General features: G+C 71.3%; 30 protein-coding genes. 8 read left to right on the forward strand and 22 right to left on the reverse strand.

Annotation, left to right across the window (positions count from 1 at the left end; translation table 11 throughout):
- Window positions 1-375 precede the first annotated feature (375 nt).
- From KIK05_RS07160 to KIK05_RS07200, 9 genes are all read right to left on the reverse strand, one after another.
- Entirely contained in the window at window positions 376-582 is a 207-nt protein-coding gene (locus tag KIK05_RS07160) for a DUF397 domain-containing protein (protein ID WP_214409744.1), read from the reverse strand.
- Between the two features lie 3 nt (window positions 583-585).
- Complete coding sequence (locus KIK05_RS07165) at window positions 586-1,437, reverse strand: helix-turn-helix domain-containing protein (protein ID WP_214409745.1); 852 nt, start codon at window positions 1,435-1,437, stop codon at window positions 586-588.
- A 129-nt stretch (window positions 1,438-1,566) separates the two neighbouring features.
- Window positions 1,567-1,788: a DUF397 domain-containing protein gene (locus KIK05_RS07170; protein WP_214409746.1), complete on the reverse strand. Its 222-nt coding sequence runs from the start codon at window positions 1,786-1,788 to the stop codon at window positions 1,567-1,569.
- 41 nt (window positions 1,789-1,829) lie between these two features.
- Window positions 1,830-2,645 (reverse strand): SAM-dependent methyltransferase, encoded by an 816-nt coding sequence (locus KIK05_RS07175; RefSeq protein ID WP_214409747.1) that lies wholly within the window; start codon window positions 2,643-2,645, stop codon window positions 1,830-1,832.
- Window positions 2,646-2,801: 156 nt separating this feature from the next.
- The gene (locus tag KIK05_RS07180; protein WP_214409748.1) at window positions 2,802-3,488 is read right to left on the reverse strand and encodes an IclR family transcriptional regulator; all 687 of its coding nucleotides are present in this window, start codon (window positions 3,486-3,488) and stop codon (window positions 2,802-2,804) included.
- Between the two features lie 2 nt (window positions 3,489-3,490).
- Entirely contained in the window at window positions 3,491-4,747 is a 1,257-nt protein-coding gene (locus KIK05_RS07185) for a cytochrome P450 (RefSeq protein WP_214409749.1), read from the reverse strand.
- Window positions 4,748-4,769: 22 nt separating this feature from the next.
- Complete coding sequence (locus tag KIK05_RS07190; protein ID WP_214409750.1) at window positions 4,770-5,534, reverse strand: alpha/beta fold hydrolase; 765 nt, start codon at window positions 5,532-5,534, stop codon at window positions 4,770-4,772.
- Window positions 5,535-5,552: 18 nt separating this feature from the next.
- Window positions 5,553-6,050, reverse strand: coding sequence for an ATP-binding protein (locus KIK05_RS07195; RefSeq protein WP_214409751.1), 498 nt, complete (start codon window positions 6,048-6,050; stop codon window positions 5,553-5,555).
- Window positions 6,051-6,339: 289 nt separating this feature from the next.
- Window positions 6,340-8,022 (reverse strand): alkaline phosphatase D family protein, encoded by a 1,683-nt coding sequence (locus KIK05_RS07200; protein ID WP_214409752.1) that lies wholly within the window; start codon window positions 8,020-8,022, stop codon window positions 6,340-6,342.
- A gap of 295 nt (window positions 8,023-8,317) precedes the next feature.
- Here KIK05_RS07200 and KIK05_RS47975 point away from each other — a divergent pair, with 295 nt between their 5' ends.
- The 5 genes from KIK05_RS47975 (at window position 8,318) to KIK05_RS48765 (ending at window position 11,486) form a co-directional block, all read left to right on the forward strand.
- The gene (locus KIK05_RS47975; protein WP_214409753.1) at window positions 8,318-9,229 is read left to right on the forward strand and encodes a hypothetical protein; all 912 of its coding nucleotides are present in this window, start codon (window positions 8,318-8,320) and stop codon (window positions 9,227-9,229) included.
- A 60-nt stretch (window positions 9,230-9,289) separates the two neighbouring features.
- Window positions 9,290-9,622, forward strand: coding sequence for a cupin domain-containing protein (locus tag KIK05_RS07210; RefSeq protein WP_214409754.1), 333 nt, complete (start codon window positions 9,290-9,292; stop codon window positions 9,620-9,622).
- Window positions 9,623-9,749: 127 nt separating this feature from the next.
- Window positions 9,750-10,835 carry an ArsB/NhaD family transporter gene (locus tag KIK05_RS07215; protein WP_308249791.1) on the forward strand — a complete coding sequence of 362 codons (1,086 nt, stop codon included), beginning with the start codon at window positions 9,750-9,752 and terminating at the stop codon, window positions 10,833-10,835.
- Window positions 10,836-10,895: 60 nt separating this feature from the next.
- Window positions 10,896-11,033: a hypothetical protein gene (locus tag KIK05_RS48760; protein ID WP_308249792.1), complete on the forward strand. Its 138-nt coding sequence runs from the start codon at window positions 10,896-10,898 to the stop codon at window positions 11,031-11,033.
- Window positions 11,034-11,042: 9 nt separating this feature from the next.
- Window positions 11,043-11,486, forward strand: coding sequence for a CBS domain-containing protein (locus tag KIK05_RS48765; protein ID WP_214409755.1), 444 nt, complete (start codon window positions 11,043-11,045; stop codon window positions 11,484-11,486).
- On the opposite strand, the gene KIK05_RS07225 is transcribed toward KIK05_RS48765, so the two are convergent.
- The 7 genes from KIK05_RS07225 to KIK05_RS07255 all read right to left on the reverse strand — a co-directional run bounded on the left by KIK05_RS07225 (window position 11,476) and on the right by KIK05_RS07255 (window position 16,041).
- Window positions 11,476-11,745 carry a hypothetical protein gene (locus KIK05_RS07225; protein WP_214409756.1) on the reverse strand — a complete coding sequence of 90 codons (270 nt, stop codon included), beginning with the start codon at window positions 11,743-11,745 and terminating at the stop codon, window positions 11,476-11,478. The genes KIK05_RS48765 and KIK05_RS07225 overlap by 11 nt on opposite strands.
- Window positions 11,742-12,221, reverse strand: a complete 480-nt coding sequence (locus KIK05_RS07230) for a hypothetical protein (RefSeq protein WP_214409757.1) — start codon at window positions 12,219-12,221, stop codon at window positions 11,742-11,744. Before KIK05_RS07230 ends, KIK05_RS07225 begins: the two co-directional genes overlap by 4 nt.
- A gap of 95 nt (window positions 12,222-12,316) precedes the next feature.
- Entirely contained in the window at window positions 12,317-12,763 is a 447-nt protein-coding gene (locus tag KIK05_RS07235; RefSeq protein ID WP_214409758.1) for a MarR family winged helix-turn-helix transcriptional regulator, read from the reverse strand.
- A gap of 14 nt (window positions 12,764-12,777) precedes the next feature.
- Window positions 12,778-13,578 carry an AraC family transcriptional regulator gene (locus tag KIK05_RS07240; protein ID WP_214409759.1) on the reverse strand — a complete coding sequence of 267 codons (801 nt, stop codon included), beginning with the start codon at window positions 13,576-13,578 and terminating at the stop codon, window positions 12,778-12,780.
- A 106-nt stretch (window positions 13,579-13,684) separates the two neighbouring features.
- Complete coding sequence (locus tag KIK05_RS07245) at window positions 13,685-14,407, reverse strand: helix-turn-helix domain-containing protein (RefSeq protein ID WP_214409760.1); 723 nt, start codon at window positions 14,405-14,407, stop codon at window positions 13,685-13,687.
- Between the two features lie 93 nt (window positions 14,408-14,500).
- The gene (locus KIK05_RS07250; RefSeq protein ID WP_214409761.1) at window positions 14,501-15,154 is read right to left on the reverse strand and encodes a TetR/AcrR family transcriptional regulator; all 654 of its coding nucleotides are present in this window, start codon (window positions 15,152-15,154) and stop codon (window positions 14,501-14,503) included.
- The gene (locus KIK05_RS07255; RefSeq protein ID WP_214409762.1) at window positions 15,151-16,041 is read right to left on the reverse strand and encodes an alpha/beta fold hydrolase; all 891 of its coding nucleotides are present in this window, start codon (window positions 16,039-16,041) and stop codon (window positions 15,151-15,153) included. Before KIK05_RS07255 ends, KIK05_RS07250 begins: the two co-directional genes overlap by 4 nt.
- Window positions 16,042-16,241: 200 nt before the next feature.
- Here KIK05_RS07255 and KIK05_RS07260 point away from each other — a divergent pair, with 200 nt between their 5' ends.
- Window positions 16,242-16,793 carry a DoxX family protein gene (locus KIK05_RS07260; protein ID WP_250562417.1) on the forward strand — a complete coding sequence of 184 codons (552 nt, stop codon included), beginning with the start codon at window positions 16,242-16,244 and terminating at the stop codon, window positions 16,791-16,793.
- 54 nt (window positions 16,794-16,847) lie between these two features.
- Here KIK05_RS07260 and KIK05_RS47990 read toward each other — a convergent pair whose 3' ends face one another.
- From KIK05_RS47990 to KIK05_RS48770, 6 genes are all read right to left on the reverse strand, one after another.
- Window positions 16,848-17,213: a ClpX C4-type zinc finger protein gene (locus tag KIK05_RS47990; protein ID WP_214409763.1), complete on the reverse strand. Its 366-nt coding sequence runs from the start codon at window positions 17,211-17,213 to the stop codon at window positions 16,848-16,850.
- A gap of 105 nt (window positions 17,214-17,318) precedes the next feature.
- Complete coding sequence (locus KIK05_RS07270; RefSeq protein ID WP_214409764.1) at window positions 17,319-18,422, reverse strand: Gfo/Idh/MocA family protein; 1,104 nt, start codon at window positions 18,420-18,422, stop codon at window positions 17,319-17,321.
- Window positions 18,419-19,162 carry a sugar phosphate isomerase/epimerase family protein gene (locus KIK05_RS07275; protein WP_214409765.1) on the reverse strand — a complete coding sequence of 248 codons (744 nt, stop codon included), beginning with the start codon at window positions 19,160-19,162 and terminating at the stop codon, window positions 18,419-18,421. The genes KIK05_RS07270 and KIK05_RS07275 overlap by 4 nt, the downstream gene beginning before the upstream one ends.
- 228 nt (window positions 19,163-19,390) lie before the next feature.
- Window positions 19,391-22,627 (reverse strand): efflux RND transporter permease subunit, encoded by a 3,237-nt coding sequence (locus KIK05_RS07280; protein ID WP_214409766.1) that lies wholly within the window; start codon window positions 22,625-22,627, stop codon window positions 19,391-19,393.
- A gap of 204 nt (window positions 22,628-22,831) precedes the next feature.
- Window positions 22,832-23,503 (reverse strand): response regulator transcription factor, encoded by a 672-nt coding sequence (locus tag KIK05_RS07285; protein ID WP_214409767.1) that lies wholly within the window; start codon window positions 23,501-23,503, stop codon window positions 22,832-22,834.
- Window positions 23,500-24,693, reverse strand: coding sequence for a sensor histidine kinase (locus KIK05_RS48770; RefSeq protein ID WP_214409768.1), 1,194 nt, complete (start codon window positions 24,691-24,693; stop codon window positions 23,500-23,502). The genes KIK05_RS07285 and KIK05_RS48770 overlap by 4 nt, the downstream gene beginning before the upstream one ends.
- 277 nt (window positions 24,694-24,970) lie before the next feature.
- Here KIK05_RS48770 and KIK05_RS07295 point away from each other — a divergent pair, with 277 nt between their 5' ends.
- Together KIK05_RS07295 and glpK are read left to right on the forward strand one after the other, a co-directional pair.
- On the forward strand, window positions 24,971-25,792 hold the full coding sequence (locus KIK05_RS07295) for an MIP/aquaporin family protein (RefSeq protein WP_214409769.1): 822 nt from the start codon (window positions 24,971-24,973) through the stop codon (window positions 25,790-25,792).
- 69 nt (window positions 25,793-25,861) lie between these two features.
- Window positions 25,862-26,945, forward strand: a 1,084-nt coding sequence (gene glpK / locus KIK05_RS07300; RefSeq protein ID WP_214409770.1) for a glycerol kinase GlpK, incomplete at its 3' end; no start/stop codon positions are given.

Below are 26,945 nucleotides of genomic sequence, written 5' to 3' on the forward strand. Positions count from 1 at the left end.
ACACGGAAGGAGGCGACATCGGTGTGCGAACCGTCGTGCGCTGCCAGCCGTACTTCCGGTGACACCTTGGCGAAAACCCCGCGCAGTGCTCACATCCGGTTTTCGCGCTCCGCCGTGAAAGGCTCGGAGTGGACTCCCGAAGTGTGATACCGGGCTTTCGTATTCTCATATCTGTGAAACACAGATTAGTGAGTGCATAGTTGGCTGACAACACGGTCGACGAAAAAGGTCGATCTTTCCGGAAAGCGCACGCCAGGGCGAGGGACCCCGATCAAGAAGTTGTATCGTGCCATCACGCCTCGAGACAGGCGCGGTACATACAAAGATCCCCCGGGGCCGCCACCCCGGGGGATCGAGCCGATCGCCGGACGGCCGCTACGGAAGGTCGTAGCGGCCGGCCCGCGCGTCGGCCAGGAAGGCCGCGAACGCGGACCGGCTGACGACGTGGGCGCCCGCGTCGGGGCGGGTGCTGTCACGCACGGCCGCCACGCCGGGCAGGTTCCCGGCGACCTCGACGCAGCCGGTGTTGGCTCCGTTGGACGCGGCGGCCTTGCGCCACCTGGCCCGAGACAGGTCGATCATGGTTCACTCCAGGGTTTCTGCGAGTCGCTTCAGGTGGGCGGTCGTCGCGGGACCGTCCAGCGCCGCCTTGCGGATACGGTCGAACATCACGGCATAGGCGTCCACCTCGCTCACGCTGTTGACCTGCTCGAGGGCGATGTCGTTCTCCAGGTAGACCATGCTGGGCTCGTCACCCGGGAAGTCGAAGATGCTGATCAGCGACGACATGCCGGGATGCGGCCCATCGGCGGCGCGCAGCAGCTGGAGCGTGACGTTGGGGCGGCGGCTCATCTCGACCAGGTGCTCCATCTGGGCGCGCCGCTCGGCCTGCGTGCCCCACCGGTACAGCAGCGACACCTCGGTGATCACGGCGACCAGCTCGGGCGCCGTGCCGTCGTCGCGCTCGAGGATGCGCTGGCGCCGCAGCCGCGCCTCCAGCGCCCGCTCGCGCCACTGCTCGGACTTGGTCCCGACCCGCATGTAGGCGTCGATGCAGGCCGGGGTCTGGAGGAGTCCGGGGAGGATCAACGGCATGTAGACGCAGATGCGGGCCGCGTCCGCCTCGAACCCGGGATATTCGGACTCGTCGAACACGTCGCTGTATTCACGCCACCACTGGCGTTTCCGGGCGAGCAGCGCCAGCTTCTCCAGCCGCTCCCGCTCCTCGTCGTCGACGCTGTAGATGCGCAGCAGGTCGCGCACGTCGCTCAACTGCGGCAGCCGCCAGGCGTTCGCCTCGAAACGCCCGACCTTGCCGCGGCCCCAGTTGAGCTTGTCGCAGGCCTGGTTGGCGGTGTAGCCGCTCGCCGTGCGGAGCTCGGCCAGGCGGCGGGACAGCCGCCGCTTGGCGATGGTGGCGCCGTAAGCGTCGCTCACCAGGCTCCTCCTCTTGACAAGACCGTGCGGTCAGCATAGCCCGCCTTAAATTGTGAATCACAGATGTTTTTCCGGCAGATCCGTATCTCGCGTATCCGAATGTGCGAGCTTTGTGGGGATATGTCAGTTTCAAAGCGCCGCGTCATCGAACTCACCGTTCCTGACACCGTCGAGAAAACAGCGCCACTCGTGGGCGCTGAAAACGTGGACCAGCCCGGAGGGGTGCGCCGCCACCCGCATCAGGACCCACTGCTCGCCTCCGGCGCGCACGAACGCGATCTCGATGGCGTCCGCGCCCTCGCCCGAACGCCGCCAGGTCAGCTCACCCGGATCGACGCCGAGGTCCTCCACGGACGGCTTGCCGGCCTCGGATGTTCTGAACTCTCCCCGTGTCACGGCTTGCGCGCCACGGCGGCGTAGAACCAGCGGGAGCCGTCGCTGTCGGCCGCCTCGACGTCCTCGGCGCCCCACAGGCCCGCGTAGGTGAGCCCCGGCTCGCCGCCCTCGTACGGCGGGACGAGCTCCAGCCCGTCGAAGAAGCGCCGGATCTCCTCCCGGGAACGGGCCTTCGCCGGGGTGGGGGTCGCGGCGTACACCTTCACCACCGAGTCGACGATGCGCGGGGCCTGGAAGTCGGAGGTCGGCGCCGAAAGCGCGAGGTACGACCCCGGCGCCACCGCGTCGACGTAGCTCGCCACCACCGCCCACGGGTCGTCGGCGTCGGGCACGAACTGCGTCACCGCCACCAGGAGCAGCCCGACCGGCTCGTCGAGATCGATCAGCCGCAGCGTGTCCGGATGCCCGAGGATGCCCTTCGGGTCGCGGATGTCGGCGTGGACGGCCGCCGTGCCGTCCACCCCGGCCAGCAGGTCGTGCCCGCGGGCGATCACCTCTTCGTCGCTGTCGACATAGACGACACGGCCGCCGGCGGTGACCTCCGCCACGACCTCGTGCGTGTTGCGCTGCGTGGGCAGCCCCGCGCCGATGTCGATGAACTGGCGGACGCCCCACTCGGCGGCCATCCTCTTCACCGATCGTTGTAAGAACCCCCGGTTGGCCCACGCCGCGTCGATGATCTCCGGGCACGTCTTCCGGATCTCCTCGACCGCGGCGCGGTCCGCCTCGCTGTTGGCGGTGCCTCCGAGGTAGTAGTCGTACATTCCCGCGACCACCGGGGTGTCGCGTTCCGTGTGTCTCGCCTGGCTCATCGGCCGTCTCCGTGAAGGTGGGGAAGTTACCTTTCAGCGGCCGGGCGGACAGCTCACAGGGCAACCGAGATACCTGTGGCGTCGTTCTTTCGCCCGTGCCACAAAAGTGATCTCGACAAGTCTCGCACCGATGTCCAGCGGACCGGCGGGGAGTCCTCAGAGGAGGTGGGCGATGCGGGACGCGGTGCCGAGGACCAGCGGGGCGACCTGGCATTCGTCCCGCTCGCCGATGGTCACGATGCCGACGCTGGCCTCGGCGGGGCGCCCGGCCGGGGAGATCGGCGCGCCCACGCCCCACGCGCCCGGCTGCAGCTCACCCGAGCTGACCGAGTAGCCGAGGCCGCGCGCCCTGGTGATCTCCGCCCGTTCCCCCTGCCGGGGCGGGCGGCCGGCGAGGATCGCGATCCCGGACGCGCCCCGGTCGGACGGATGGCGGTTGCCGGCGCGGTAGGCCACATGGATGCTGGAGCCGCGCGGTTCGGCGACGGTCAGCACGACCGCCTGGTCCTCGTCGGCGTCGAGCACGGTGATGAACGCCGTCGCGAGGCAGGTGTCGGCGAGTTCCTGCAGCGCGGACGCCGCCGCGGAACGCAGCCGGTGCCGTACGGCGGCATTGAGCTCGACGATGCCGAGCCCCAGGGTGAACCGGTTCCCGATCCGGGCGACCAGGCGGTGCTTGCCGAGCGCCGACAAATGGCGGGAGACCGCGTTGCGGTGCACCTCCGCGACCTGGGCGAGCTCGGTGATCGTCAGGCCGTCGGGATGGTCGCGGAGGATCTCCAGCAGCCGCAGCCCGGTGTCGATGGTCTTGGAGCCCGCCGCGTACGCGGAGCCGTCGGTCACGGTCATGGCGTGCCGAGCCGCGGTGCCGGGGTGTAGCGGACGGGCAGGTGCTTGACCCCGGCGATGAAGTTGGACACCAGCCGGGCGGGCGGCCCGGCGAGCTCGAGGTCCGGCAGCCGCCAGAGGAGTTCCCGGTAGAACGTGCGCAACTGGAGGCGGGCGAAGTGCGCGCCCAGGCACACATGGGGGCCGTCGCCGAACGCCACGTGGTCGTTGGGTCGCCGGGTGATGTCGAACCGCATCGGGTCCGGGAAGTGGCGTTCGTCGTGGTTGGCGGAGGCGTGGAACACCACGACCTTGTCCCCGGCGGCGATCGGCCGCCCGGCCAGGACGGTGTCCTTCACGGCGGTGCGCCGGAAGCTCAGCACCGGCGGGTGCCAGCGCAGCGTCTCCTCGATGGCCGGGTCGAGCAGGCCGGGGTCGGCGAGCAGGCGGCGGTGCTCGCCTGGGTGGTCGAGCAGCGCGAGGATCCCGCCCGGCAGGGCCGAGCGCACCGTGTCGTTGCCCGCGATGACCAGGAGGAAGAAGAACATCGACAGTTCGGCGTCGCTCAGCTCCTGGCCGTCGACCTCGGCCGTCGCGAGCGCCGTCATCACGTCGTCGGCGGGGTTGCGCCGCTTGAAGTCGGCCAGCGAGTGGGCGTACTCGAACATGTCGGCCAGCATCGCGGGGGAGCGGGGGTTGACCCGCGCGGCGCCCTCGGCGTGGTCGGGGTCCTGGTAGCCGATGACCCGGTTCGTCCAGGCCAGGATGCGGCCGCGGTCGGCGGCGGGGATGCCGAGCAGGTCGGCGAGGTTCTGGATGGGGTACTCGTCGGTCACGTCCACCGGCAGGTCGCACTCGCCCCGCCCGGCGATCTCGTCGACCAGCAGCCGCGCCCGCGCCGCGACGTCGGCGGCGAAGCGCTCGACGCGGCGGGGGGTGAAGACGCGCGAGACGATCCGCCGGAGCCGGCCGTGGTCCGGCGGATCCATGTTGAGCATCATCTGCCGGATGAACGGCAGGTCCTGGGGGTCGGGGTCGCGGATCTGGGTGGCCCCGACCCAGGAGCTGTACTCGGCGGGGGTGCGCAGCACGTGGACGACGTCCTCGTGGCGCGTCACCGCCCAGAACCCGGGGCCGGCGGGCCAGCCGTCGACCTCGTGCTCCTCCTGCCAGTGCACGGGGTGCTCGTCCCGGAGCCGGCGGTAGGTGTCGTGGGGGATGCCGTGGGCGTAGATGTTCGGATCGAACACGTCCAGGGTGTACGTGTCGGGCATGGGCGGCCCCCTCGTGCGAAGTTCAGACGGCGAGAAAACGTTCGACGGCGGACACCAGGGCCAGCGGTGTCTCGTCCATGGCGTAGTGGCCGGCGTCCGGGAACGTCACCAGCTCGGCGTTCGGGTACCACTGCAGCCACGTCGCCCGCATGACGTCGGCCGACAGCGCCGGGTCGTGCGCGCCGGCGATGACGAGCGCGGGCGTGGCGTCGCCCTCGACCTCGGTGTGGAAGTCGGTGCGGGCCCAGGCGTCGAGGTACGCGCGGAAGGCCTCCACGGTGGAGACGCGCAGGGAGTTCTCCACCATCTCGTCGAGCCACCTGGCCGGGAGCCGGTTGCCCGTGGTCAGGTCGATGATCGCGCGCCGGTTGCCGGGTTCGTCGGCGGCCCCGGAGAACAGTGCCCAGCCCTGCTCGTCGAAGGGCACCTCGGCGGCGGGCACCGGCGAGACGCCGACGAGCCTGCTGACGCGGCCCGGCGCGTCGAGCATCACCCGCTGCATCACCTTGCCGCCCATCGAGTGGCCGACCAGCGAGAACGTCTCCCAGCCGAGCTTGTCGGCGAGCGCGATCACGTCACCCGCGGTCTCGGCGACGGTGTACTCGCCGGCGATGTCGCGCGCCTCGCCGTACCCCCGGTAGTCGGGGAAGGCGTAGGTGAAGGTGTCGCCGTCGAGGTACGGGCGGATCCCGGCGAAGGCGTTCCGGTCGCCGAACCAGCCGTGCAGAGCGATCACGCGGTGCGGCCCGGAGCCGGTGACGTCGTGGGGAAGGACGACGGAGGACATCGAGCACTCTCCTTCGGGTCAGGGCATCGGTCGTGCGGCCGTCAGCGGGGGAGCCGTCGGCGACGCCTCGCCCGCGTGCCGTCCGTCGCCGAGGCAGTCGAGGCTGAACCAGACGTACTTGCCGCCTTCGTGCTGGACGGCGCCCCAGCGGTCGGCCTGGGCGTCCACCAGGAACAGCCCGCGGCCGCTCTCGCCGAGGAAGTCGGGCGCGCGGCGCGTGGGAAGCGTCGGGTCGGGGTCGCAGACCGCCAGCCAAACCATGCTGCACTCCGCCCTCACGTTGATCCTGATGCCGCCGGTGCCGCGTGCCTCGGGCGCCGCGTGCTGGACGGCGTTGGTGACCAGCTCGCTGGTCAGCATCGCGATCGTCGCCTCGCTCGCGGGGGGCAGGCGAAGGTCCCAGGAACCGAGTATCGCCGACACCCAGCGGCGGGCGACGGAGGGGGCCAGCGGCGAGTCGGGGAGGTCGCACCAGCCGGAGAGGCCGCCGTCGAGGGGGTGGGCGTCGGCGTTCACGGCACGCTCGCTCGGATCGGTGCCGGGGCAGGGTGGGGGGTCCCGCCATGAGTCGCGAACACGGGCTTCGGCTTCCACTCGTAATGCCCAAATCATGGGCATGATGGGCAAAAGATGGGCGTGCAGTGAGCACAGCATTGGCCGGATCCGGTCCGTTGTCAACGGAAACGACGTAACCCGTCGATCTTCGGTGTTAACCCGTCTTTCCCGTTACTTCGCATTAGCCGCAAAAGCCATATAAAACCGGCCACCGCCCTGAAGGCGGTGGCCGGTGCGACGCTGCGGAGGCTCAGGGGCGCCGGGTCTCCAGCTCGATCGTGTCCTCGGTGGTGATCTCCCGCTCGGCCCGGAAGCCGGGGTCGAGCGGGCGCAGGTAGGTCTGCTGCACGCCCGGCACGCGGTCCTCCACCACGAAGGTGGCCCGGGTGTACGCCTCCGAGCCGGGCGCCTGCACGTGCGGCACCACCTTGAAGTCGGCGGTCATCAGGTCGCGCTCGATCCGGGTCAGCACGTAGCCGCGCTGGTTGTTGTAAAACTTCAGGTGCGGGTTGATCGCGAGCCACGGGTGCTTGGCCGGGTCGGAGTCCGCGCCGTCACCGCCGGTCGTGATGGAGGTGGTGACCAGCTCCGAGCCCACCGACGGGCCGGTCGGGTCGTCGTAGTCGAGCTTGAGGTCGCTCGCCCAGTGCGCGTGCACGTCGCCGGTGAGCACGACGGGGTTGCGCACCTTCGCGTCCACCCAGCCCTGAGTGATGCGCCTGCGGGAGGCGACGTAGCCGTCCCAGGCGTCCTGGCTGGTCACCTTGGCGGGCCCGGCGTCGCTGTCGCGCTGGGCGAAGAACACCTGCTGCCCGATGACGTCCCACTGCGCCCGCGACTTGCGGAACCCGTCCAGCAGCCACGCCTCCTGCTCGGCACCGGTGATCGAGCGGGCCGGGTCGACGGCCGCCGGGCAGTCCTTGTAGCCGTCCCCGCATCCCTGGTCGTCGCGGTACTGCCGGGTGTCGAGCATGTGGAACGTCGCCAGCAGTCCCCAGCGGACGCGCCGGTAGATCTGCATGTCGACGCCACGGGGGACCGACGTGCGGCGCAGCGGCATGTTCTCGTAGTACGCCCGGAAGGCGGCCGCGCGGCGGGCCGGGAAGTTCGGCTGCGGCACCTCGGGCTTCTCGGGGGTCTCGTCGGCCCAGTTGTTGTCGACCTCGTGGTCGTCGAAGACCACCAGCCAGGGGGCGGCGGCGTGCGCGGCCTGCAGGTCGGGGTCGGCCTTGTACTGGGCGTGCCGCTGCCGGTAGTTGGCCAGCGTCTCGGTCTCGGGACCCTCGTGGTCGCGGACGTTGCCGCCCGGGATGGTGTAGGTGTCCCTGGCGTACTCGTACTGGTAGTCGCCGAGGTGGAGGACCAGGTCGGGGTGGTCCTCGGCCAGGCGCCGGTAGGAGGTGAAGTAGCCGTGCTCGAACTGGGCGCAGGAGACGAACGCCATCGAGAGCGGCCCGCCGTACGACAGCGGGTGCGGCGCCGTCCTCGCCCGGCCCGCCGGGGAGATGTAGGGGCCGACGCGGAAGCGGTACCAGTATTCGCGGCCGGACGGCAGGCGGTCCACCTCGACGTGGACGCTGTGCGCCCACTCCGGCGCCGCCACCGCCACGCCGGAGCGGACGACCCGGCGGCACCTCTCGTCGGCGTACACCTGCCACAGCACGGTGAACGGGCGCGCGGGCATGCCGCCCATGCCGTCCTCGGCCAGCGGCTGCTGCGCGAGGCGGGTCCAGATGACGAACCCCTCGTGGTCGGGGTCGCCCGAGGCCACGCCCAGGGTGAAGGGGTCGGTGCGCAGGCCCCTGGACGCCAGGCTCTGCGCGGTGTCGGCTGCGGGGTCGGGCTCGGCGAGGGCATCGGTCGCCGGGATCGCGGCGACGGTGCCGGCGGCGAGGCCGGTGACGAGGAACGATCGGCGGTCGAGGTGCGGCACGGGAGCTCCTGAGCGGATCAAGGGCCGGGTCGCCCGTAGCTTGGCTGGGCATCATGACCCTGTGGTTAACATGACATGGCCCGTAAAAGGCGGACATTATCGGCGTAAGCCCTCGCCGGGCGGGCGCTTCCGGGGGGAGCCGTCCCACTGCTCGGAGCCCGCTCGGTCACCGACGGTTCTGCCGCACGTCATCTGTCACCGACGGTAACCCGCGTATCGGCGCCGAAGCGGGAACCGCGCTCCCTCGTGTCGCGGGGGCTGGCGCCGGCGCGCCGCTTGGGGTATGGGGTTTCGTGTGGATCTGTCTGCGGCAGCGAACGAGTTGTACGGCCTTCCGCCCGAGGACTTCGTGGAGGCGCGCAAGCGGCTGGCCGCCGAGGCCAAGAAGGCGGGCCAGGCGGAGCTGTCCAAGCAGGTCGGCGCGCTGCGCAAACCCACGCTGCCGGCCTGGGCCGTCAACCGGCTGGCCCGCTCAGAGCCCGGGGACGTCGGCCGGTTGCTCGATCTGGGCGAGGAGCTGCGCACGGCGTGGACGTCCGGCGGGCGCGTCGGCGAGCTGGACCAGCGGCGCGGCGAACTGGTCGGCGCCCTGGTCCGCCGGGCCCAGGCCCTGGCCGAGGAGGAGGGGCGGCCGCTGCGGGAGCCCGCGGTGCGCGAGGTCGAGGACACCCTGCACGCCGCCACGATGGACCCGGACGTGGCCGAGGAGGTCCGCGCGGGACGGCTCACGCAGCCAAGGAGTTACGCCGGGTTCTTCCCGGCCGGCGACTTGTCCGGCGCGTTCTCCCCGGCGGCGCATCCGGTGGCGGGACCGGCGCGGCCGGCGGCGGCCAAGCGGGAACCGGCCGCGAAGGGGCCCGGTGCCAAGGAGACGGAGGCCAGGAAGCAGGAGGCCGAAGCCCGCAGGCGGCGGGAGGAAGAGGAAAGGCGACGGCGGCTGGCCCAGCAGGCCGAGGCCGCCGCGGCCGAGGCCCGCGAGGCCGAGAACGCCCTGGCCGAGTGGGAGGCGGAGGTGGCCGAGGCCGAGCGGGCGCGCGACGCCGTCGTTGAGGAGGCGGAGCGGCTCAGGCGCGAGCTCGACGCCGTCCTCGACCGTCAGGAGGGCCTGACCAAGCGGCTCGGCGTGGCCGAACGGGAGCGCAACCGGGCCGCCCGCCGCGCCGCCGACGCCCGCTCGCGGGCCGCCGAGGCCCGCGAAAAACTGTGACACAGGTGTCGAACGACTGACGTGGGTAGGCCTCCGGTCAGGATAGGCATGGAGGCTGACATGCAGAAGTTCTCTCTGGTGGCGATGGGCCGCCGGCAGTTGGAGCGCGCGGCGGAGTCGAGAGGCGGGCACGCGGCCGAGACGGTCGTGGGCGGGCACGAACGCATCCTCCGGCAGACGGTGATCGGCCTCAGGAAGGGAGCCGAGCAGACCGATCACGAGGTCAACGGCGAGGCGACGATCTACGTGTTGGAGGGCCGTGTACGCCTGATCGCGGGCAAGGACTCGTGGGAGGGCTCGACGGGGGACCTGCTGGCCGTGCCCGACGAGCGGCACCGTGTCGAGGCGTTGCAGGACTCCACGTTCCTCCTGACCGTCGCCATGCCCCGCTGAGGGGAGCCGCCGCCCGCGGCGGTGACCGGAAATGAGGTATGGGCTAAGGTTTCGGGAGGTGTGCCGGGAAGTCTGGTCGGCGGTGTCGGTTATTTCATCGCCTGTCCAGAATTCGGGAGGTCCGCCGGTGACCGCGATCGCGGCCGTGGTGATCTTTGTCGCCGTCTACGCTCTCATCGCCACCGAGCGGATCCACCGTACGGCCGCGGCCCTCGGCGGGGCCGGGCTGATGCTGCTGATCCACGCCGTGGACGGCCGCTCGGCGTTCTTCTCCGAGAGCTCCGGCGTCGACTGGAATGTGATCTTCCTGCTGCTCGGCATGATGGTCATCGTCGGCGTGCTGAAGCAGACGGGCGTGTTCGAGTACGTCGCGATCTGGGCGGCCAAGCGGGCCCGGGGGAGACCGTTCCGCTTGATGGTCATGCTGGTGGTGATCACCGCGCTCGCCTCCGCCCTGCTGGACAACGTCACCACCGTGCTGCTGATCGCCCCGGTCACCTTCCTGGTCTGTGACCGGCTGGCGCTGCCGGTGGCGCCGTTCCTGATCAGCGAGGTCATGGCGTCGAACATCGGCGGCACGGCGACCCTGGTCGGCGACCCGCCGAACATCATCATCGCCAGCAGGGCGGGATTCACCTTCAACGACTTCCTCGTCCACCTGGCCCCGTTCATCGTGGTCGTGCTGGTGGTCTTCATCGGCCTGTGCAGGTGGCTGTTCCGCTCGTCGTTCGTGTACGACGCCGAGCGGGCGGCCGAGATCATGCGGCTCAACGAGCGGGAGGCCATCCAGGACCGGCGGCTGCTGTGGCAGAGCCTGACGGTGCTCGCCGTGGTGATCGTCGCCTTCGTCCTGCACCCGGTGCTCCACTACGAGCCGGCCGTGGTGGCGCTGCTGGGCGCCGGCCTCCTGGTCGCCGCCACCAAGGTCACCGTCGAGGACGCGCTCCGCGAGGTCGAGTGGGCCACTTTGGTGTTCTTCATGGGGCTGTTCATCATGGTCGGCGCTCTGGTGGAGACCGGTGTCATCGGCCAGGTGTCGCAGGCGGCCGCGTCGGCCACCCAGGGCAGGCTCGGCACGGCCACGATGGGCATGCTGTGGGGTTCGGCCGGGCTCTCGGCGATCGTGGACAACATCCCCTATGTCGCCACCATGAGCCCGATCGTGGCCGACCTGGTCCACGCGGCCGGGCCGCACGGCGACGTGCTGTGGTAGGCCCTCGCGCTCGGGGCCGACCTCGGCGGGAACGCCACCGCGGTCGGCGCGTCCGCCAACGTGGTCGTCCTCGGCATCGCGGCCCGCAACGACGTCCGCATCAGCTTCTGGGAGTTCACCAAGTACGGCCTGGTCGTCACCGTCGCCACGGTCGGGCTGGCGGCGGCCTACCTCTGGCTCCGTTACCTCGCCGTCTAGGAGGCCCTCGTGCACGCGCGAGATCTCGTCACCGATTTCCCCACCGTCAGGCAGGACACCTCGGCGGTCGAGGCGGCGCGCCTGCTCGCCGAGCAGGCGCTGCCCGGGCTGATCGTCGTCGACGACGACGGCACGCCGCTGTGCGTACTGCCCGGCACCCAGGTGTTACGGCTCGCCGTGCCGCGCTACTGCCAGGACGACCCGGCTCTGGCCAGTGTCATCGACGAGGGTCACGCCGACCTGTTCCTGCGCGCCCTCGGGCGGCGCACCGTACGCGAATGCCTGCCCGAACAGCCCCGTGAGCTGCCGATCACCGACCCGGACGCCACCGTGCTGGAGGTCGCCGCGCTGATGGCCCGCACCCACAGCCCCCTCGTCGCCGTCGTCGAGGACGGCCGGCTGCTGGGCGCGGTCACCCTTCACGCCCTGCTGCGGCGCGTGCTCACGGTCTGAGCTCGCCGCCGTGGCTCCGGAGGCGTCGGAGGGCGAGCGCGCCGCCGATCCCCGGGACGAGGGCCCGCCACCGGGCGCCGGACGGGGCGGCCGGGACCAGTGCCGTGGCCACGACGACGCCCAGGTAGCACATGCCGTGCAGGGGGCCGACGAGCGTCGAGATCGCCTTGACGTGCACGGTGAACAGGTTGCCGAACAGGACCACCAGGGAGGCGGCCTCGAACGCGGCCGCGGCCCGCAGGACGCGCATCGTCGTCATGCGCCCGCCCCTGCGCCGGGGCGAACGATCATGAGGACGACGACGGCGGCCCACGCGAGATTGTAGAAGCCGGCCAGCATGGCGAGCGTGCGCAGCCGGCGGCCGTCGCCGGGCGCGCTGAGCGCCTCGCGCTGGCGCGGGTAGATCTGCGTCGCCAGCAGAACGGCCGCCACGGCCGTGAGGATCATGGAGATGGTGATCCAGATCTCGCCCATCCGGCCCTGGAGGCCTGCCAGAGCCATGCCGACGAAGGGCACGACGATACCGAGGACGCTGTACACGCGGGTGATCCGGTGGAGCGTGACGGCGATCGCCGGGTCGCGTTCGCCGGGATCCGGCGACGGCGAGCCGGCGGCGCCGACGGGAACCTCGGCGGCGACCGGCGCATAGCGGGGGAACAGGCTCGTGGCGACGGCCGAACCCCCGACGAACACGATGCTCGCCAGCACGTGCACCGACAGCAACAGTTTTTCCATGAACTCTCCCTTGCCATCCTTCAGGCAGGCTGAAGCCTATCTCAGGCTTCAGCCGCCCTGAAGGTCGGGAGGGAGGGCCGCTTCCCTTCGGCGGATCAGGCCGGCGGACCGCCCTGGAAGGCGGCGCGGAGGGTGTCGGCGACCTGCCGCTGGACGGGCTCCGCCTCCGGGCCGAACATCCGGTCGTCGACCTCGGACACCGCCTCCGTGGCCCGCTGGAGGAGGCGTGCGCCCTCCGGTGTGATCTCGATGGCGGAGGCGGACCCGGCCCGTGCGGTGGCGTCGCGCACCAGCCCCGCCCCGGCCAGCGCCTTCACCGCCGCGTGCACGGTCTGGACCGTGATGCCGGACATCCGCGCCAGGTCGCTGAACGACACCCCGGGCACGCCGGCGATGTGGCCGAGCAGCCCGAGCCTGCTGACCGTCAGATCGAGCGGCGCGAGAGCCGAGTTGAGCTCGGCCTCGATCCGGCGCGCCAGCGTCAGCAGGAGGATGGAGGGGCTGGTCACCGGTGGAGAGGGGCGGCCGTTCTCGATCGTCACACTCTCAGTCTCTCTCACCACCGCTCCGGCGGCACCGATCCGCCGTGGTGGGCGCGGTGGGCCCCAGGGGTGTGGCCGAAGGCCCGGCGGAAGACGTCGATGAAGGCGCTGCTGGAGGCCCAGCCGCATCGGTGCGCGACGGTGGTGACCGGGGTGCCCTCGGCCAGCAGGCGCAGCGCGTGGAACAGACGCAACTGGGTGCGCCACTGCGGGAAGCTCATGCCGAACTCGGCCTTGAAGAGCCGGGTCAGCGTGCGCTCGCCGACCCCGGCCGCCGCGCCGAGCTGCGCCAGCGTCCGGTCGTCGGCGGGGTCGTCCCGGAGCATCGCGCACACCGCGACCAGGCGCGGATCCTTGGCGGCGGGCACGTGGACGGGCTGCTCGGCACAGTGACGGAGCCGGTCGATCAGCACGGCCCGCAGGCGGCGGCGTTCTGGAGTGAGCTTGTGTCCGCCGGCCGGTGAGGGCTCTTCCGCGGGCGGCGGCGCGGTGTAGGCGATGATCAGCTCGCGCAGCAGCGGTCCGACGCTGATCACCGCGGGCCGGTCCAGGCGCAGCGGGTCGTGCTTCACCGGCAGGCCCACCGTGTGGAGGTCGGTGTCGCCGTAGGCCCGATGCTCGTGAACGGTGCCGGCCGGGATCCAGATGGCGCGGTTGGCGGGGGCGATCCAGGTGCCGGCGTCGGTGGTGACCGCCAGCACGCCCCGGCCGGCGTAGACGATCTGGTTCTCGTCGTGCCGGTGGGCGTCGACCTCGGCACCGGCGGGCAGAAGACGCAGACCCGTCGCAGGACGGGTGTGGCGGATTTCCGGCATTTCTCGGCACTTTATCGGAAGCCGGGTCGCTCCCGGATCGGTCGGCGCCGCGTCTCACGCTCCGGCGTCCCGAGCCGGACGACCACGAGCCCCGCGTACTGGCGCCTCAAGCGGCCAGGTAGGCGCGGTCGGGCTTGTACAGGAGCGACAGAGGCTCCACGGGGTCCTGAGCGCTGAGCTGGGTGGCGGTCCGTCCGATGAAGCGGGTCAGCGAGCGGGCCAGGTGAGGCTGGTCGAAGTATCCGAGCCGGTGGACCACCTCGTGGGCCGGCACGCCCTCCTGGATCAGGACCGCCGCCTCCCTGGCGCGGGCGATCTGCCGGATGGCGCCCTGGGTGAGCCCGGTCGCCGTCACGAAGCGCCGCTGGACGGTCCGCTCGGACACCTGCGGTGACGCGCCGTCGAGCACCGCGGTGACGAGCGGGTCGGAGACCAGGACCTCCTCACGCACCAGCCGCCGTACGAACGCCTCGGCGTCGTCGTAGCCGGGACGATGCCACGTGGACCCCTTCAGCCAGAACGACCTGCGGGTCACCTGGGGAATCTCCGCGGAACCGTCGACGAGCAGGCTGATCGGCAGGTGGGGCATCGACGTGCCGGGCGAGAAGACGATCCCGAAGAACGTGGCGTCCTCGGGCACGGGGGCGAAACCCGCCTTCGACTCCGGCCCCTGAATGGACGCGCTGACCTGCCCCCGGTGCTCCCAGAAGACCAGATCCCACGTGGTCGTCGCGACCGAGGTCATCCGGTCGACCTCATGGCTGGTGCTCCGCCACACCCGCTCGATGTACGGCGAATCGGAGGACCGGCTCTCGACTTCCAAGCCCATCCGCCTCATCCTTCCTCGCGCTGTCGCCGACTGACCCGTAGCCTACGGTCGCCCGCCGACATTTCGGCTGCCCGCCCGGCAGTGGCCGGCATGTCAGGGGACGGCGTGCTCGAAGCCGTGCAGGATCGCGGTGAGGCCGAGTTCGAAGTGGTCGTCGACGGCGGTGGCGTCGGCGGCTTCGGCGAGCAGGTTGTAGTCCGGACTTCCGGGCCGGGGTCTGCGACTGCGCCGGTCGGCGCCGAGCTTGGTCACGGCGATGGCGAGGGCGTGGCCCACGGTGAATTCGCGCAGGCAGCGGACGAGGCGCAGCGCCTGCGCCGGCGGGATGCCGTTCTCGCCGAGCTTGGTGAGCATCTTCACGCCCGTCTCGATGGAGGCGGGTGAGCGTACCGGGCGGGTGGCGAACAGCTGGACGGCATGGGGATGGCGCAGGAGGGTGTCGCGCAGCCGCAGGCAGTAGTCGCGGGCCAGCTGCTGCCAGGGGCCGTCCCACGGCAGGGTGTCGACGTCGATCTCGGCGAAGAGCGCCTCGGCGACGCCGTCGAAGAGCGCCTCCTGGTCGTCGTAGTAGCGGTAGGCCGCCATCGGGTCGAAGCCCACCGCCGTACCGAGCTTGCGCATGGAGAACTTGCGCAGCCCATGGGTGTCGATGAGGGTGAGCGCCGCCGCGGCGAGGTAGTCGCGGCTGAGGGTGGGCCGGGTGGGCGGCTGGGGCAGTCCGCCCGGCGGGCTGGGGTGGGCTGTCATGCCTCGAAGCCCTCCAGGATCTTCGCGAGCGTGGCGGTGAATTCCTCCGGGTGCTGCATGAACGGGATGTGGCCGCCGGGGAACTCCTGGCAGGGTACGCCAAGCCGTTCCGAGAGCAGGTGCGCGGGAGCGGAGTACGGCTTGCCGGTGCTGTCGCGGCCGGTGGCGAGGCACCACGGCGCGGTGGTGGCGGCCAGCGCGGCCAGGTCCGGCCGGTAGTCGAAGCAGAACGCGGGCAGCTCGCGGCGCATCAGCAGCTCGGCGTTGCGCAGCTGGCGGATCATCACGTCAGGCTCGCGCCGAGTGATCTTCCGTGCCAGGCCGTCGGCGGCGAGCATGAGGTGGGTGCCGGCGGCGATCACGGCCTGACCGGCCGGCGACAGGAACATCCGCGGCGGGTCGGGCAAGGTCATGCCGCCGAACGCCGCGTAGGCCCGCATCACGTGCCCCGCCTGTCCGAGGCGGCCGATGTGCTCGATCTCCTGCCGCTCGGGGGAGTCCGGCGGCAGGAGCTGGACGAGCGGCGCCTCGTGCGCGACCGCTCCCAGCAGGCGGTCCGGATGCCGGATCACCGTCTCCAGGGTGATGATCGCGCCGCCGCTGTTGCCGAAGACGTACGCGCGCTCCAGGCCGTAGTGGTCGAGGACGGCGACGGCGTCGTCGGCCTGGCGAGCGGGTGTGATCGAGGCGCCGGGGTCGGTGAACGGGCTGCGCGAGTTGCCGCGCCGGTCGTAGGTGATCACGCTGAAGCTCTTCTCGAGCAGGGGGACCACGTCCGCGTACATGCCGGCGTCGCCCCCGCCGCCGGAGATCAGCAGGAGCGGGAGCCCGTCCCCGCTCCGCTCGACGTGCAACCGCGCCCCCGGCACCACGACAGCGTCGTTCACGATGATCTCCTTTCCACATCTACACCGTAGTCTACGTCTACAGTGTAGACAGAAGGCGAAAGGGGTCCACATGTGCATCGCACTGCCGCTACGCGCCCCGTCGGCGATCGCTCCGCGATGCCGGGCGCCCGTTGCCGGAGCGGAGAGGGTTGGATAGCATCACTATCGAATTTAGATAGCGACACTATCCAGAGGTGCCCATGTTCGACACGATCATCATGCTGGCGGTCGCCCTGCTGGGCTTCCGGGTCTTGGGGGCGTTCGGGGTACGGCGGTTCGCGACGTGGTCGGCCTGCGCCGCACACGCGATGGCGGTCATGCTGCTGGCCACCGGTAGCGCGCATTTCGTCCCGGCCGGCGTCACGGTCATGCCCAACCATGCCGACCTGGTGGCCATGGTGCCGCCGTTCGTGCCGTTCCCGGACGCCATGGTCTACTTGACCGGCGTGCTGGAACTGCTCGGCGCCGCCGGGCTGGTCCTGGCCGCGACCAGGTGGGCCGCCGGGTTCGCCCTCACGGCCCTTTTCGTCCTGCTGCTCCCGGCCAACATCTACGCCGCCCTCGCCGAGATCCCGTTCCACGGCGGCCCGGCCACACCCCTGTGGGTGAGGATCCCCGAGCAGATCCTGTACATCACCGTCGCCCTCTGGGCGACCAGATCAGCCGACCCCTCTCTCCTGCCGGCCCCGCTGCGAGCGTTCGCTGAGGCCCGGCCGCGGCGTGGCGGTAGCCGTAGGGCCGCCACATCGTGAGGGGACCGATCGGCCGCGACGCGGTGAGGGCTCCTGTGCGGCCGGGGCGGAGCCTCATTCGTCGCCGGAGAACCTCTCCCAGGCGGACTGGCGGGTCATGCCGAGGGCGGCGCCGATCCTGGCCCAGGTGACGCCGCGGTCGCGCAGTCGCTGGACCCAGACCCGCAGGTTGTCCTCGACCTGCGCGGCCACGGTCGCGATGCGCGGGAGGAGTTCGAGGATCTGCTCGTCGGTCATGCTCTCGGCCCAGGGGATCTCCGGCGTCTCGACCGGCTGGGCCGCCAGGATCTCGTTGCAGAGCCCCACGCACTCGTTGCAGATGTGGACGCCGGGGCCGGCGACCATCTTGTCCACCTCGGTCTTCGGCTTGGAGCAGAACGAGCAGCGGATGTCCTGGTCCGCCAGAGAAGGAGCCGGCACGTCGTCCTCCGGGCGTTCGCTGTCAGGCTGCTCCTGACGTCCGATGGAAGACTAGGACGTCGGGAACAGCCTGACAAGACAGGACCACCCGGGCCGCGACACGGCCTAGGTCAGGGTGGGCTCGTGGGGGTCCCAGGTGTCGGGGAGGGGGATGGGTTCGTCGGCCTTGGTGCGGAGGGTACGGAACTCGCCGGTCTCCGCCGACTCGGCGATCGCGGTCATCGCCTCCAGCACGTGGAGGGCCAGGGCGCCGGAGGCGCGGTGGGGGACGTCCGCGCGCAGCGCTCGGGCCAGGTCGAGCACGCCCAGACCACGGCCGACCGTCGTACCGGCCAGGGGGAGCTCGCGCCAGTCCTCGTCGTCCGCGCCGCGCACCCGCACCGGGCCGTCGAAGGTGTTGGGGTCCGGGAGCGACAGCATGCCCTCGGTGCCGATGATCTCCAACGTCCGCACGCCCGCCGGGGAGTCGAAGCTGAACGTCGACGACGCGCTCGGCCCGCCGGCGAAGTCCAGCAGCGCCATGACGTGCGTCGGCACCTCGACCGCGAAGCTCGTCCCGCCCTTGGGGCCCGAGCCGATCACCCGGTGCGTCCGGGCCTGGCGCGCGGTGGCCGCGACCTTGGACAGGGGACCGAGCATCGCGACCAGCGCGGTCAGGTAGTACGGGCCGATGTCGAACAGCGGGCCCGCGCCGCGCTGGTAGAGGAACTCGGGGTTGGGGTGCCACGACTCGGGGCCGGGGTTCTGCATGACGGCGGTCGCGGCCACCGGCGCGCCGATCAGGCCGGACGCCAGGGCGCACTTGGCGGTCTGCAGGCCCGCGCCGAGGAAGGTGTCGGGGGCGTTGCCGATGAGCAGCCCCGCCGAGGCCGCCTCGGCGAGCAGCCTCTCGCCCTCCTCGGGGGTGAGGGTCAGCGGCTTCTCGCCGTACACGTGCTTGCCGGCCCGCAGGGCGGCGGTCGCGACCGCGGCGTGCGCGGCGGGGATCGTCAGGTTGACGACGATCTCCACCTGCGGGATGGCCAGGATCGTCTCGACGTCCCCGGCCATCGGCACGCCGTACGCCCGGGCCTTCTCGCGGGCGCGCCCGACGTCGAGGTCGGCGACCCCGAGTACCTGGAGGTCGGGGAAGGCGGTGAGGTTGCGCAGGTAGGCGTCGCTGATCGCGCCGGCGCCGACGACGGCGACGCCCACGGGTCCTGTGGTCATGCGCGCTCCAGCCTGGACAGGTAGGCGTGGCTGGCCGCGAGGGCCTCGACGATGTCGGTGGCGCAGTGGTCGAGTTCGACGATCCGCCAGGCTTCGGGGGCGGCGGCGAGGATGCCGGGGACGTGGATGATCCCCTCGCCGACGGCCGTGTGCGGCTCACCCTTGACGCCGGGACCGTCCTTGACGTGCAGGGCGAGGACGCGGTCGCCGAGCCGCCCGAGCAGGGAGGGTACGTCGGCGCCGCCCACCGCGGCCCAGTAGGTGTCGATCTCGAGGAAGACCTCGGGGGCGAGCAGGCCCGCGAGCACCTCCAGGGCGTGCCGGCCGTCGATCTTCGGCTCGATCTCCCACCAGTGGTTGTGGTAGCCGACCCGCATGCCGTACGAGGCGGCCTGCTCGGCGAGGCCGTTGAGGAGGTCGGCGGTGCGGGCGAGGCCGTCCCGCGTGGTGAACTCCTCCTCGGCGATGCCGCCGGGGATGACCACGAGGTCGGTGCCGATCGTGGCGATCGCGTCCAGCACGGCGGCGGGCTCCTGCGACAGCAGGGCGTAGGCGTGGGTGCTGGAGACCGTGAGCCCGAGGTCGTCGGCCACCTGCCGGAAGCCCTTGGGGTCGTCCATGGGGTCGTAGGGCTCGACCGCGCCGTAGCCGATCTCCGCTATCCGCCGCAGGACGTCGTCACGGCTGGTGCTCATTAGATCGCGTACGGTGTACAGTTGCACGCCCAGCGGCTTCGCCATCGGCGTCGGCCCCTCCTCGCTCGCGCGACGGAGTGCCTCGCGACGGCACTGGCACGTGCACTCCCCGAATGTTTCGGTAAAACGGTAAAACGCCTCATATGGAATGACAACGGGTTAGTTTTCCGCCCAAGTGGGAATGGGCGCGCTCCCATGCCGCGAGCCGGGCCGGCCCTGGAACGACGAATGGGGAGGCCGCCACGACGGCCTCCCCACTCTGGTCCGGTACCGCTACGAGCGACCCGCCCCGCTGGTGGCGGGCTGGTTCGGGGTCTCCTCGACCGGCGGCGCCGAGCGGGCCTCCTCCCGGCGGCGGCGCCGGGCGCTGATCTTCTCCTTGCGGCTCTCCACCATCGTGTAGAGAGTGGGCACGAGCAGCAGGGTGAGCAGGGTCGAGCTGACCAGGCCGCCGATGACCACGATGGCCAGCGGCTTGGAGATGAAGCCGCCCCCGCCGGTGAGCCCCAGCGCCATGGGCAGCAGCGCGAAGATCGTCGCCATGGCGGTCATCAGGATCGGGCGCAGCCGCCTGCGGCCGCCCTCGACCACCGCCTCGTGCAGCGGCATGCCCTGCTCGCGGTACTGGTTGATCAGGTCCAGCAGCACGATGGCGTTGGTGACGACGATGCCGACCAGCATCAGCATGCCGATCATCGCCGCGAGGCCCAGCGAGGTGCCGGTCACCAGCAGCAGGCCGATGGCCCCCGTGGCGGCGAACGGGATCGACACCAGCAGCAGCAGAGGCTGGATCAGGCTGCGGAAGGTCGCCACCATCACGAAGAACACCAGGGCCACGGCCGCCACCAGGGCGAGGCCGAGGCTCTTGAAGGCCTCCGCCTGGTCGGCGCTCACGCCGCCGATCTCGTAGCTGGCCCCCGCCGGCAGCGTCAGCGCGTCCAGCTTGGACCTCAGGTCCGCGGTGGTGGCCCCGAGGTTGGAGCCGGTGGCCTTGCCGGACACCGTCGCGCTGCGGTCGCCGTCGATGCGGGTGACCTCGACGGGGCCGTTGACCTGCCTGACGTCGGCGACGTCGCCCACGGTGACCTTACCGGCGATCTTCAGGTCGCGCAGGTCGGCGATCGACGCCGGGGTGTCCTCGCCGCGCAGGATCACGTCCGCGGTCGTGCCGTCGAAGGCCAGCTGGGTGACGGTGGTGCCCCGGAAGGCCTGGGACACGGCCTGGCCGACGGCGATCTCGGACAGGCCCTTCTCGGCGGCCTTCTTGCGGTCGACCCTGACGTCGACGCGGGGAGCGGTGTCCGCCATGCTGCTCGTCACCTCGGCGACGTTCGGCACACCCGCCATGGCCTTCTGCACCGACTGCGCGGCGGTGCGCAGCGTGTCCAGCTCCGACGCCCGCACGACGACCTGCAGCGTGTCGCCGCCGAACCCGCCGGACTGGCCCACGTTGATCTCCCCGACGCCGTTCAGCTTGCCGAGCCGGTCGGTGAGGCCCTTCTCCACGGCGGCGGTGTCGCTGCCCTCGCGCAGCGTGAGGGAGTAGGTCGCGCGGGAGCCGCCGCCGCCACCGCGCCCGCCGAACGAGATGCCGCTGCCGCCGCCCACCGTGACCTGGTACGACTCCACCTCGCGGGTGGCCGTGACGACGTTCTCGACCTTCTTGGCCATGGCGTCGGCCGCGTCGAGCGAGGTGCTCACCGGAAGGGTCTGCTGGACGCTGATGGTGTTCTGCCCGGAGTTGTCGATGAAGCTCGTGCGCAGCATCGGCACCAGGGCGAGCGTGCCCACGAAGATCACCAGGGCGATCGCGACGGTCGTGATCCGATGCCGGGTGGCGAAGCGGATCACCGGCACGTACATCCGCTGGAGCGGGCTGCGCCGTTCCTTCTCGTCGGCCGCCTGGCGGATCGCCTCGGAGTCACCCGGCCTGGGCCGCTTCAGGAACCAGTAACTGAGCACCGGTACGACGGTCAGCGACACCAGCAGCGAGGCGAGCAGCGCGACCGTGACCGTGATCGCGAACGGGCTGAACAGCTCGCCCACCAGGCCCCCGACGAACGCGATCGGCAGGAAGACCGCGACGGTCGTCAGCGTCGAGGAGGTCACCGCGCCGGCGACCTCCCGCACGCCGTTCTCGACGGCCTGGCGCTTGGTCTCGCCGTACGACAGGTGGCGCTTGATGTTCTCCAGCACCACGATCGAGTCGTCCACGACGCGGCCGATCGCGATGGTGAGCGCGCCCAGGGTCAGCATGTTCAGCGAGTAGTCCTGCGCCCACAGGGCGATCAGGGCGATGAGCACCGACAGCGGGATCGACACCGCCGTGACGATCGTGGACCGCAGCGAGAACAGGAACACCAGGATGACCAGCACGGCCATGGCGAGGCCGAGCAGGCCCTCGGTGGTGAGGCTCTCGATGGACTTCTCCACCGACGGCGCCTGGTCGAAGATCACCGTGAGCTGCGCGTCGCCGCCCAGGGCCTTGGCCAGCTCGGGGAGCTTGGCCCGCACGTCGTGCGAGATCGACACGGCGTTGCCGTCGGGCTTCATCGTGACCGCGACGCCGAGGCTGGGCTTGCCGTTGGTCCGGGTGAGCGTGGTGGAGTCGGCCAGGCCGAGCTTGACGGTGGCGACGTCGCCGAGGCGCACCGGCTTGGGCTTGGCCGGGGCCTGCGCCTGGACCTGACCGGCCTGGCCGCCGCCGGGGAAGCCCTGGCCGCGCTGCCCGCCGGGGGCCTGCGCCTGGGCGGTCGGGGCGGCGGTCGCGGCCGGAGGCAGGTAGAGGTTCTTGATGTCGTCCACCGAGCCGAACGCGGTCCCGACCTGCACGCTCAGCGTCTTGTCGGACTTGGTCAGCGTGCCGGCCGGGATCGCGGTGCCGGCCGACTGGATCGCGTTGGTGATCGCGGAGGGGCTCAGGCCCTTCTTGGTGAGCTTGTCCTCGTCCGGGGTGATCGTGATGACCTGGTCGCGGGTGCCGGTGACCGTGACGTCCCTGACCCCGGTCACGCCGCTCAGCGCGGGCACGACCTCGTTGTTCAGCTTGTCGGCCAGCTGCTGCTCGCCCTGCGTGGAGGCGGCCGCCAGCTGCACCACCGGCAGGTCGTCGGTGCTGCCCACGACCACCTGCGGGTCGACCTTGTCGGGCAGCTGCGACTGCACCCGGCTGATCGACTGCTGGATGCGGTTCTGGGCGTCGTCGATGTCGGTGCCGAAGTCGAACTGCACCTGGATCACCGCGCTGGACTCCCGCGAGGTGGAGTTCACCCCCGTCACGCCCGGCAGGTTGCGGACGGCGTCCTCCAGCGGCTTGGTGACGCGGTCCTCGACGATCTCGGGCGCGGCCCCCGCGTACGGCGCGACGACCGACACGGCGGGGAAGGACAGCGACGGCAGGAGCTGCTGTTTGAGCGCCGGGATGGTGTACACGCCGAAGGCGGTCACCACGATGGTGATGAGTGCGACGAGCCCCCGGTTGGCGAGGCTCAGTCTGGCAAGTAGCGACATCGTTCCATTTCTCGTCGTTCCGTGGTCGGGGCGGGGGCACGGTGCCCGGCACGCTCCTTCAAGGCTCATAGCTGCCGGGAGTGCGAACGTCCCCCACGGGGAGGGTTCTCCGACTACCACGAGCGCCGTAGATCTCCTCCCGGAGTACGACGCCCGGCTACCGGGCCCACCGGGAATCGGACGGCCGCGGGCCGTGCCGGAGGGTCAGCGGGACTGCGGGCGCACCAGGCCGGTCTCGTAGGCGATCACGACGAGCTGGGCGCGGTCGTGCGCGCCCAGCTTGAGCATCGCCCGGTTGGCGTGCGTCTTGGCCGTCATGCGGCTGATGCCGAGCCGGTCGGCGATCTCGTCGTTGGTCAGGCCGCCCGCGACCAGCGTCATCACCTCGCGCTCCCGGTCGGTCAGCACCGCCAGGCTCTCCGGGGTGTGGTCGACGGTCGCGCCCGGGGCCGACAGGAAGCGCGCGATGAGCCCCTTGGTGGCGCTGGGGGAGAGCAGGGCGTCGCCGCGCGCCACGATGCGGATGGCGTCCTGCAGCTCGTCGGCGTCGACGCTCTTGCCGAGGAACCCGCTCGCCCCCGCGCGCAGGGCCGCGAAGACGTACTCGTCGATCTCGAACGTCGTCAGCACCAGCACCCGCACCCCGGCGAGGTCCTCGTCGGAGGTGATGGCCTGGGTGGCCGCCAGGCCGTCCATCTCGGGCATGCGGATGTCCATCAGCACGACGTCGGCCTTGGTGTCGCGCGCCAGCCGTACCGCCTCGTGGCCGGTGTCGGCCTCGCCCACGACCGCCAGATCGGGCGCGGAGTCGACCAGCACCCGGAAACCGGCCCGCACCAGGGCCTGGTCGTCGGCGATCACCACTCGCACGGTCATACGCCGCTCCTCTGGGGCGCGGGCAGCACGGCGTGTACGCGGAAGCCGCTGCCGGGGGAGGGGCCGACGCTGAACGTGCCGCCGACGGACAGAGCACGCTCCCGCATGCCGACCAGCCCGTGCCCGGCGCTCTCGGAGCCGGGTGGCGCGGCGGCGCCGCCCGCGCCGTCGTCGGTGACGTCGATGGTCAGGTCGCGGTTGCCGTAGCTGATCCGTACGAGCGCCGACGCCTGTCTGGCGTGCTTGTTGACGTTCGTCAGCGCCTCCTGGACGACCCGGAAGGCGGTCAGCTCCACGGGGGACGGCAGCGGGCGGGGGGTGCCCTCGAGATGGCAGTCGACCTTGAGCCCGGCCGCGGTGAACGACGTGATCAGCTCGGGCAGCCGGTCGAGGCCCGGCGCCGGCTCGGTCGGCAGTTCCTCGGCGGCGCCCGGCTGGCGCAGCAGCCCCACCGTGGTGCGCAGCTCCTCCAGCGCGGCCTTCCCCGCCTGCCGGACGTGGCCGAGGGCCTCGCGGGCCTGGCGCGGCTCGTCGTCCAGGACGTGCGAGGCGACCTGGGCCTGGACGTTGATGAGCGAGATGTGATGGGCGAGGACGTCGTGCAGCTCTCTGGCGATGCGCAGCCGCTCCTCCATCACCCGCCGCTGCGCCTCCTCCTCCCGGGTCTGTTCGGCCCGGAGCGCGCGTTCCTCTATCGCCGCGATGTAGGCGCGGCGGCTGCGCAGGCCCTCCCCGGCGGCGGTCGCCATCACGATCCAGGCGGTCTGCCCGATGAGGTCCGGCGCGAGCGAGTCGGGGGCGAAGGCGACGCGGGCGGCGGCGAGGACCAGCCCGGTGAGCACCGCGGCCCGCCACGAGACGCGGCGCGGGCGATGTGTGGCCAGGGTGGCCAGCGCCACCGCCGCGAGGAGGTCGAGGGAGTTCCTGGCTCCGCCTTGCACGATCAGGTGCGTGACCAGGCCCGCCACGTTCACGGCCAGGACGGCCCCGGGCCACGTGCGGCGGAACACCAGCGCCACACCCATCGCCACGGCGACGGCCACGGTGGGCCAGCTCAGAGGGTGGGCGCTCTGATAATGCCGCGACGGCGGGGCCATGATCGTCCCCGCGAGGAGGAACACGGCGATGGCGGTGTCCACCAGGTAGGGCCGGGAACGTACGGCGTCCCGCACCGCGGTCACACGACTCACGGCCCTAGGTTATGCACCTTCCGGCCTCGGCCTCCTCGTACCTGGGGACAGTACGCGGCTACGGCGATCGCAGTACGGGGCGAACTCGCCGGTCCCGAAACGTCGGGAACATTTGACCCGACGGTGAACACGGCTTTCTCCGCCCCGGGTGCAGTGTTGGTGCAGGTCACTCATTCGTACGGGTCAGGGTGACGGGCGGCCCGGCGGTCCCTCGCCTCGAGGTCAAGGCGCTCCCGCGGCAAGGCGGCCGGTCGCGGGCGAGGAGTGAGGAGAGGACATGGCCGAACCGAGGAAGGCTCCGCGCCTGGTCGGTGAGCTGGCCGCCGAGTTCGCCGGCACGGCGATCCTGATCCTTTTCGGCACGGCGGTGGTCGCCCAGGTGGTCGCGGCCGGCGTCGGCGACCACGACAGCGTCGCCTGGGCGTGGGGGCTCGGCGTCACGTTCGGCGTCTACACCGCGGGCCGGCTCAGCGGGGCGCACCTCAACCCCGCCGTCACCCTCGCGCTGGCCGTGTTCAAGGGCTTCGCGTGGCGCAAGGTGCTGCCGTACTCGCTCGCGCAGACCGTGGGCGCCTTCGTGGCCGCGCTGATCGTGCGGTGGAACTACTCCGAGGTGCTCGCCAAGGCCGACCCCGGTCTCACCGTCAAGACCCAGGTGGTGTTCTCCACCCTGCCCGGCAACGGCGTCCTGCCCGTGCGCGAGTGGGGCGCCTTCCGCGACCAGGTGATCGGCACGGCGATCCTGCTGTTCCTGATCCTCGCGCTGACGGACCTGAACAACACCCCGCCGTCGGCCGGCCTCGCCCCGTTCGTGATCGGGCTCGTCGTCGTGGCGATCGGCATGGCCTGGGGGACGGACGCGGGGTACGCGATCAACCCGGCGCGTGACTTCGGCCCGCGTCTCGCCTCGTTCCTGACGGGGTACGAGACCGCTTGGCGAGATCAGTACGGCCACCTCTATTTCTGGGTGCCCATCGTGGCGCCGCTGGTCGGCGGCGTGCTCGGGGCCGGCCTGTACCAGGTGCTCGTCGGCCGGTTCCTGCCCGTGGCCGCCGAGCAGGAACCGGGACGCGTCCCCACCGAGCCCGAGGCCGTGTGAAGGCGGGGGCGCCGCCGCTGACGGGATCCCGGCGCGCGGACACGCGAGTCGTAAAGGAGGCGACACTTCATGCCTGACTTCGTCGGAGCAGTCGACCAGGGCACCACGAGCACCCGCTTCATGATCTTCGACCACGGCGGCAACGAGATCGCCATCCACCAGCTGGAGCACCAGCAGATCCTGCCGCGGGCGGGGTGGGTCGAGCACAATCCCGTGGAGATCTGGGAGCGCACCCGGGCGGTGATCGAGACCACGCTCGGCAAGACGGGCCTGTCGGCCGCCGACCTGGCCGCGCTCGGCGTCACCAACCAGCGCGAGACCACCGTGGTATGGAACCGCAGGACCGGCCGGCCCTACTACAACGCGATCGTCTGGCAGGACACCCGCACCGACCGCATCGCCAGCGCCCTGGACCGCGAGGGCAAGGGCGAGGTCATCCGCCGCAAGGCCGGCCTGCCGCCCGCCACCTACTTCTCCGGCGGCAAGATCCAGTGGATCCTGGAGAACGTCGAAGGCGTCCGCGAGGCCGCCGAGGCCGGGGAGGCGATCTTCGGCAACACCGACACCTGGCTGCTGTGGAACCTCACCGGCGGCACCGACGGCGGCGTCCACGTCACCGACCCCACCAACGCCGGCCGCACCATGCTCATGAACCTGGAGACCCTCGACTGGGACGACGAACTGCTGTCGTTCTTCGGCGTCCCCCGGGCCATGCTGCCGCAGATCACGCCCTCGTCGTATCCCGACCTGTACGGCGTCACGCGGTCGGCCGGGCCGCTGCACGGCGAGGTGCCGCTGTCGGGAGACCTCGGCGACCAGCAGGCCGCCACCGTCGGCCAGGTCTGCTTCTCCCCCGGCGAGGCCAAGAACACCTACGGCACCGGCAACTTCCTGCTGCTCAACACCGGCACCGAGCTGGTCCGCTCCAAGCACGGCCTGCTCACCACCGTGGGCTACCAGTTCGGCGACGACAAGCCGGTCTACGCCCTGGAGGGCTCCATCGCGGTCACCGGATCGGCCGTCCAATGGCTGCGCGACCAGCTCGGCATCATCTCCGGCGCCTCCCAGAGCGAGTCACTCGCCCGCCAGGTCGAGGACAACGGCGGCGTCTACTTCGTCCCGGCCTTCTCCGGCCTGTTCGCCCCCTACTGGC

This window comes from Sphaerisporangium fuscum (genome assembly GCF_018531465.1).
GTDB lineage: Bacteria > Actinomycetota > Actinomycetes > Streptosporangiales > Streptosporangiaceae > Sphaerisporangium > Sphaerisporangium fuscum.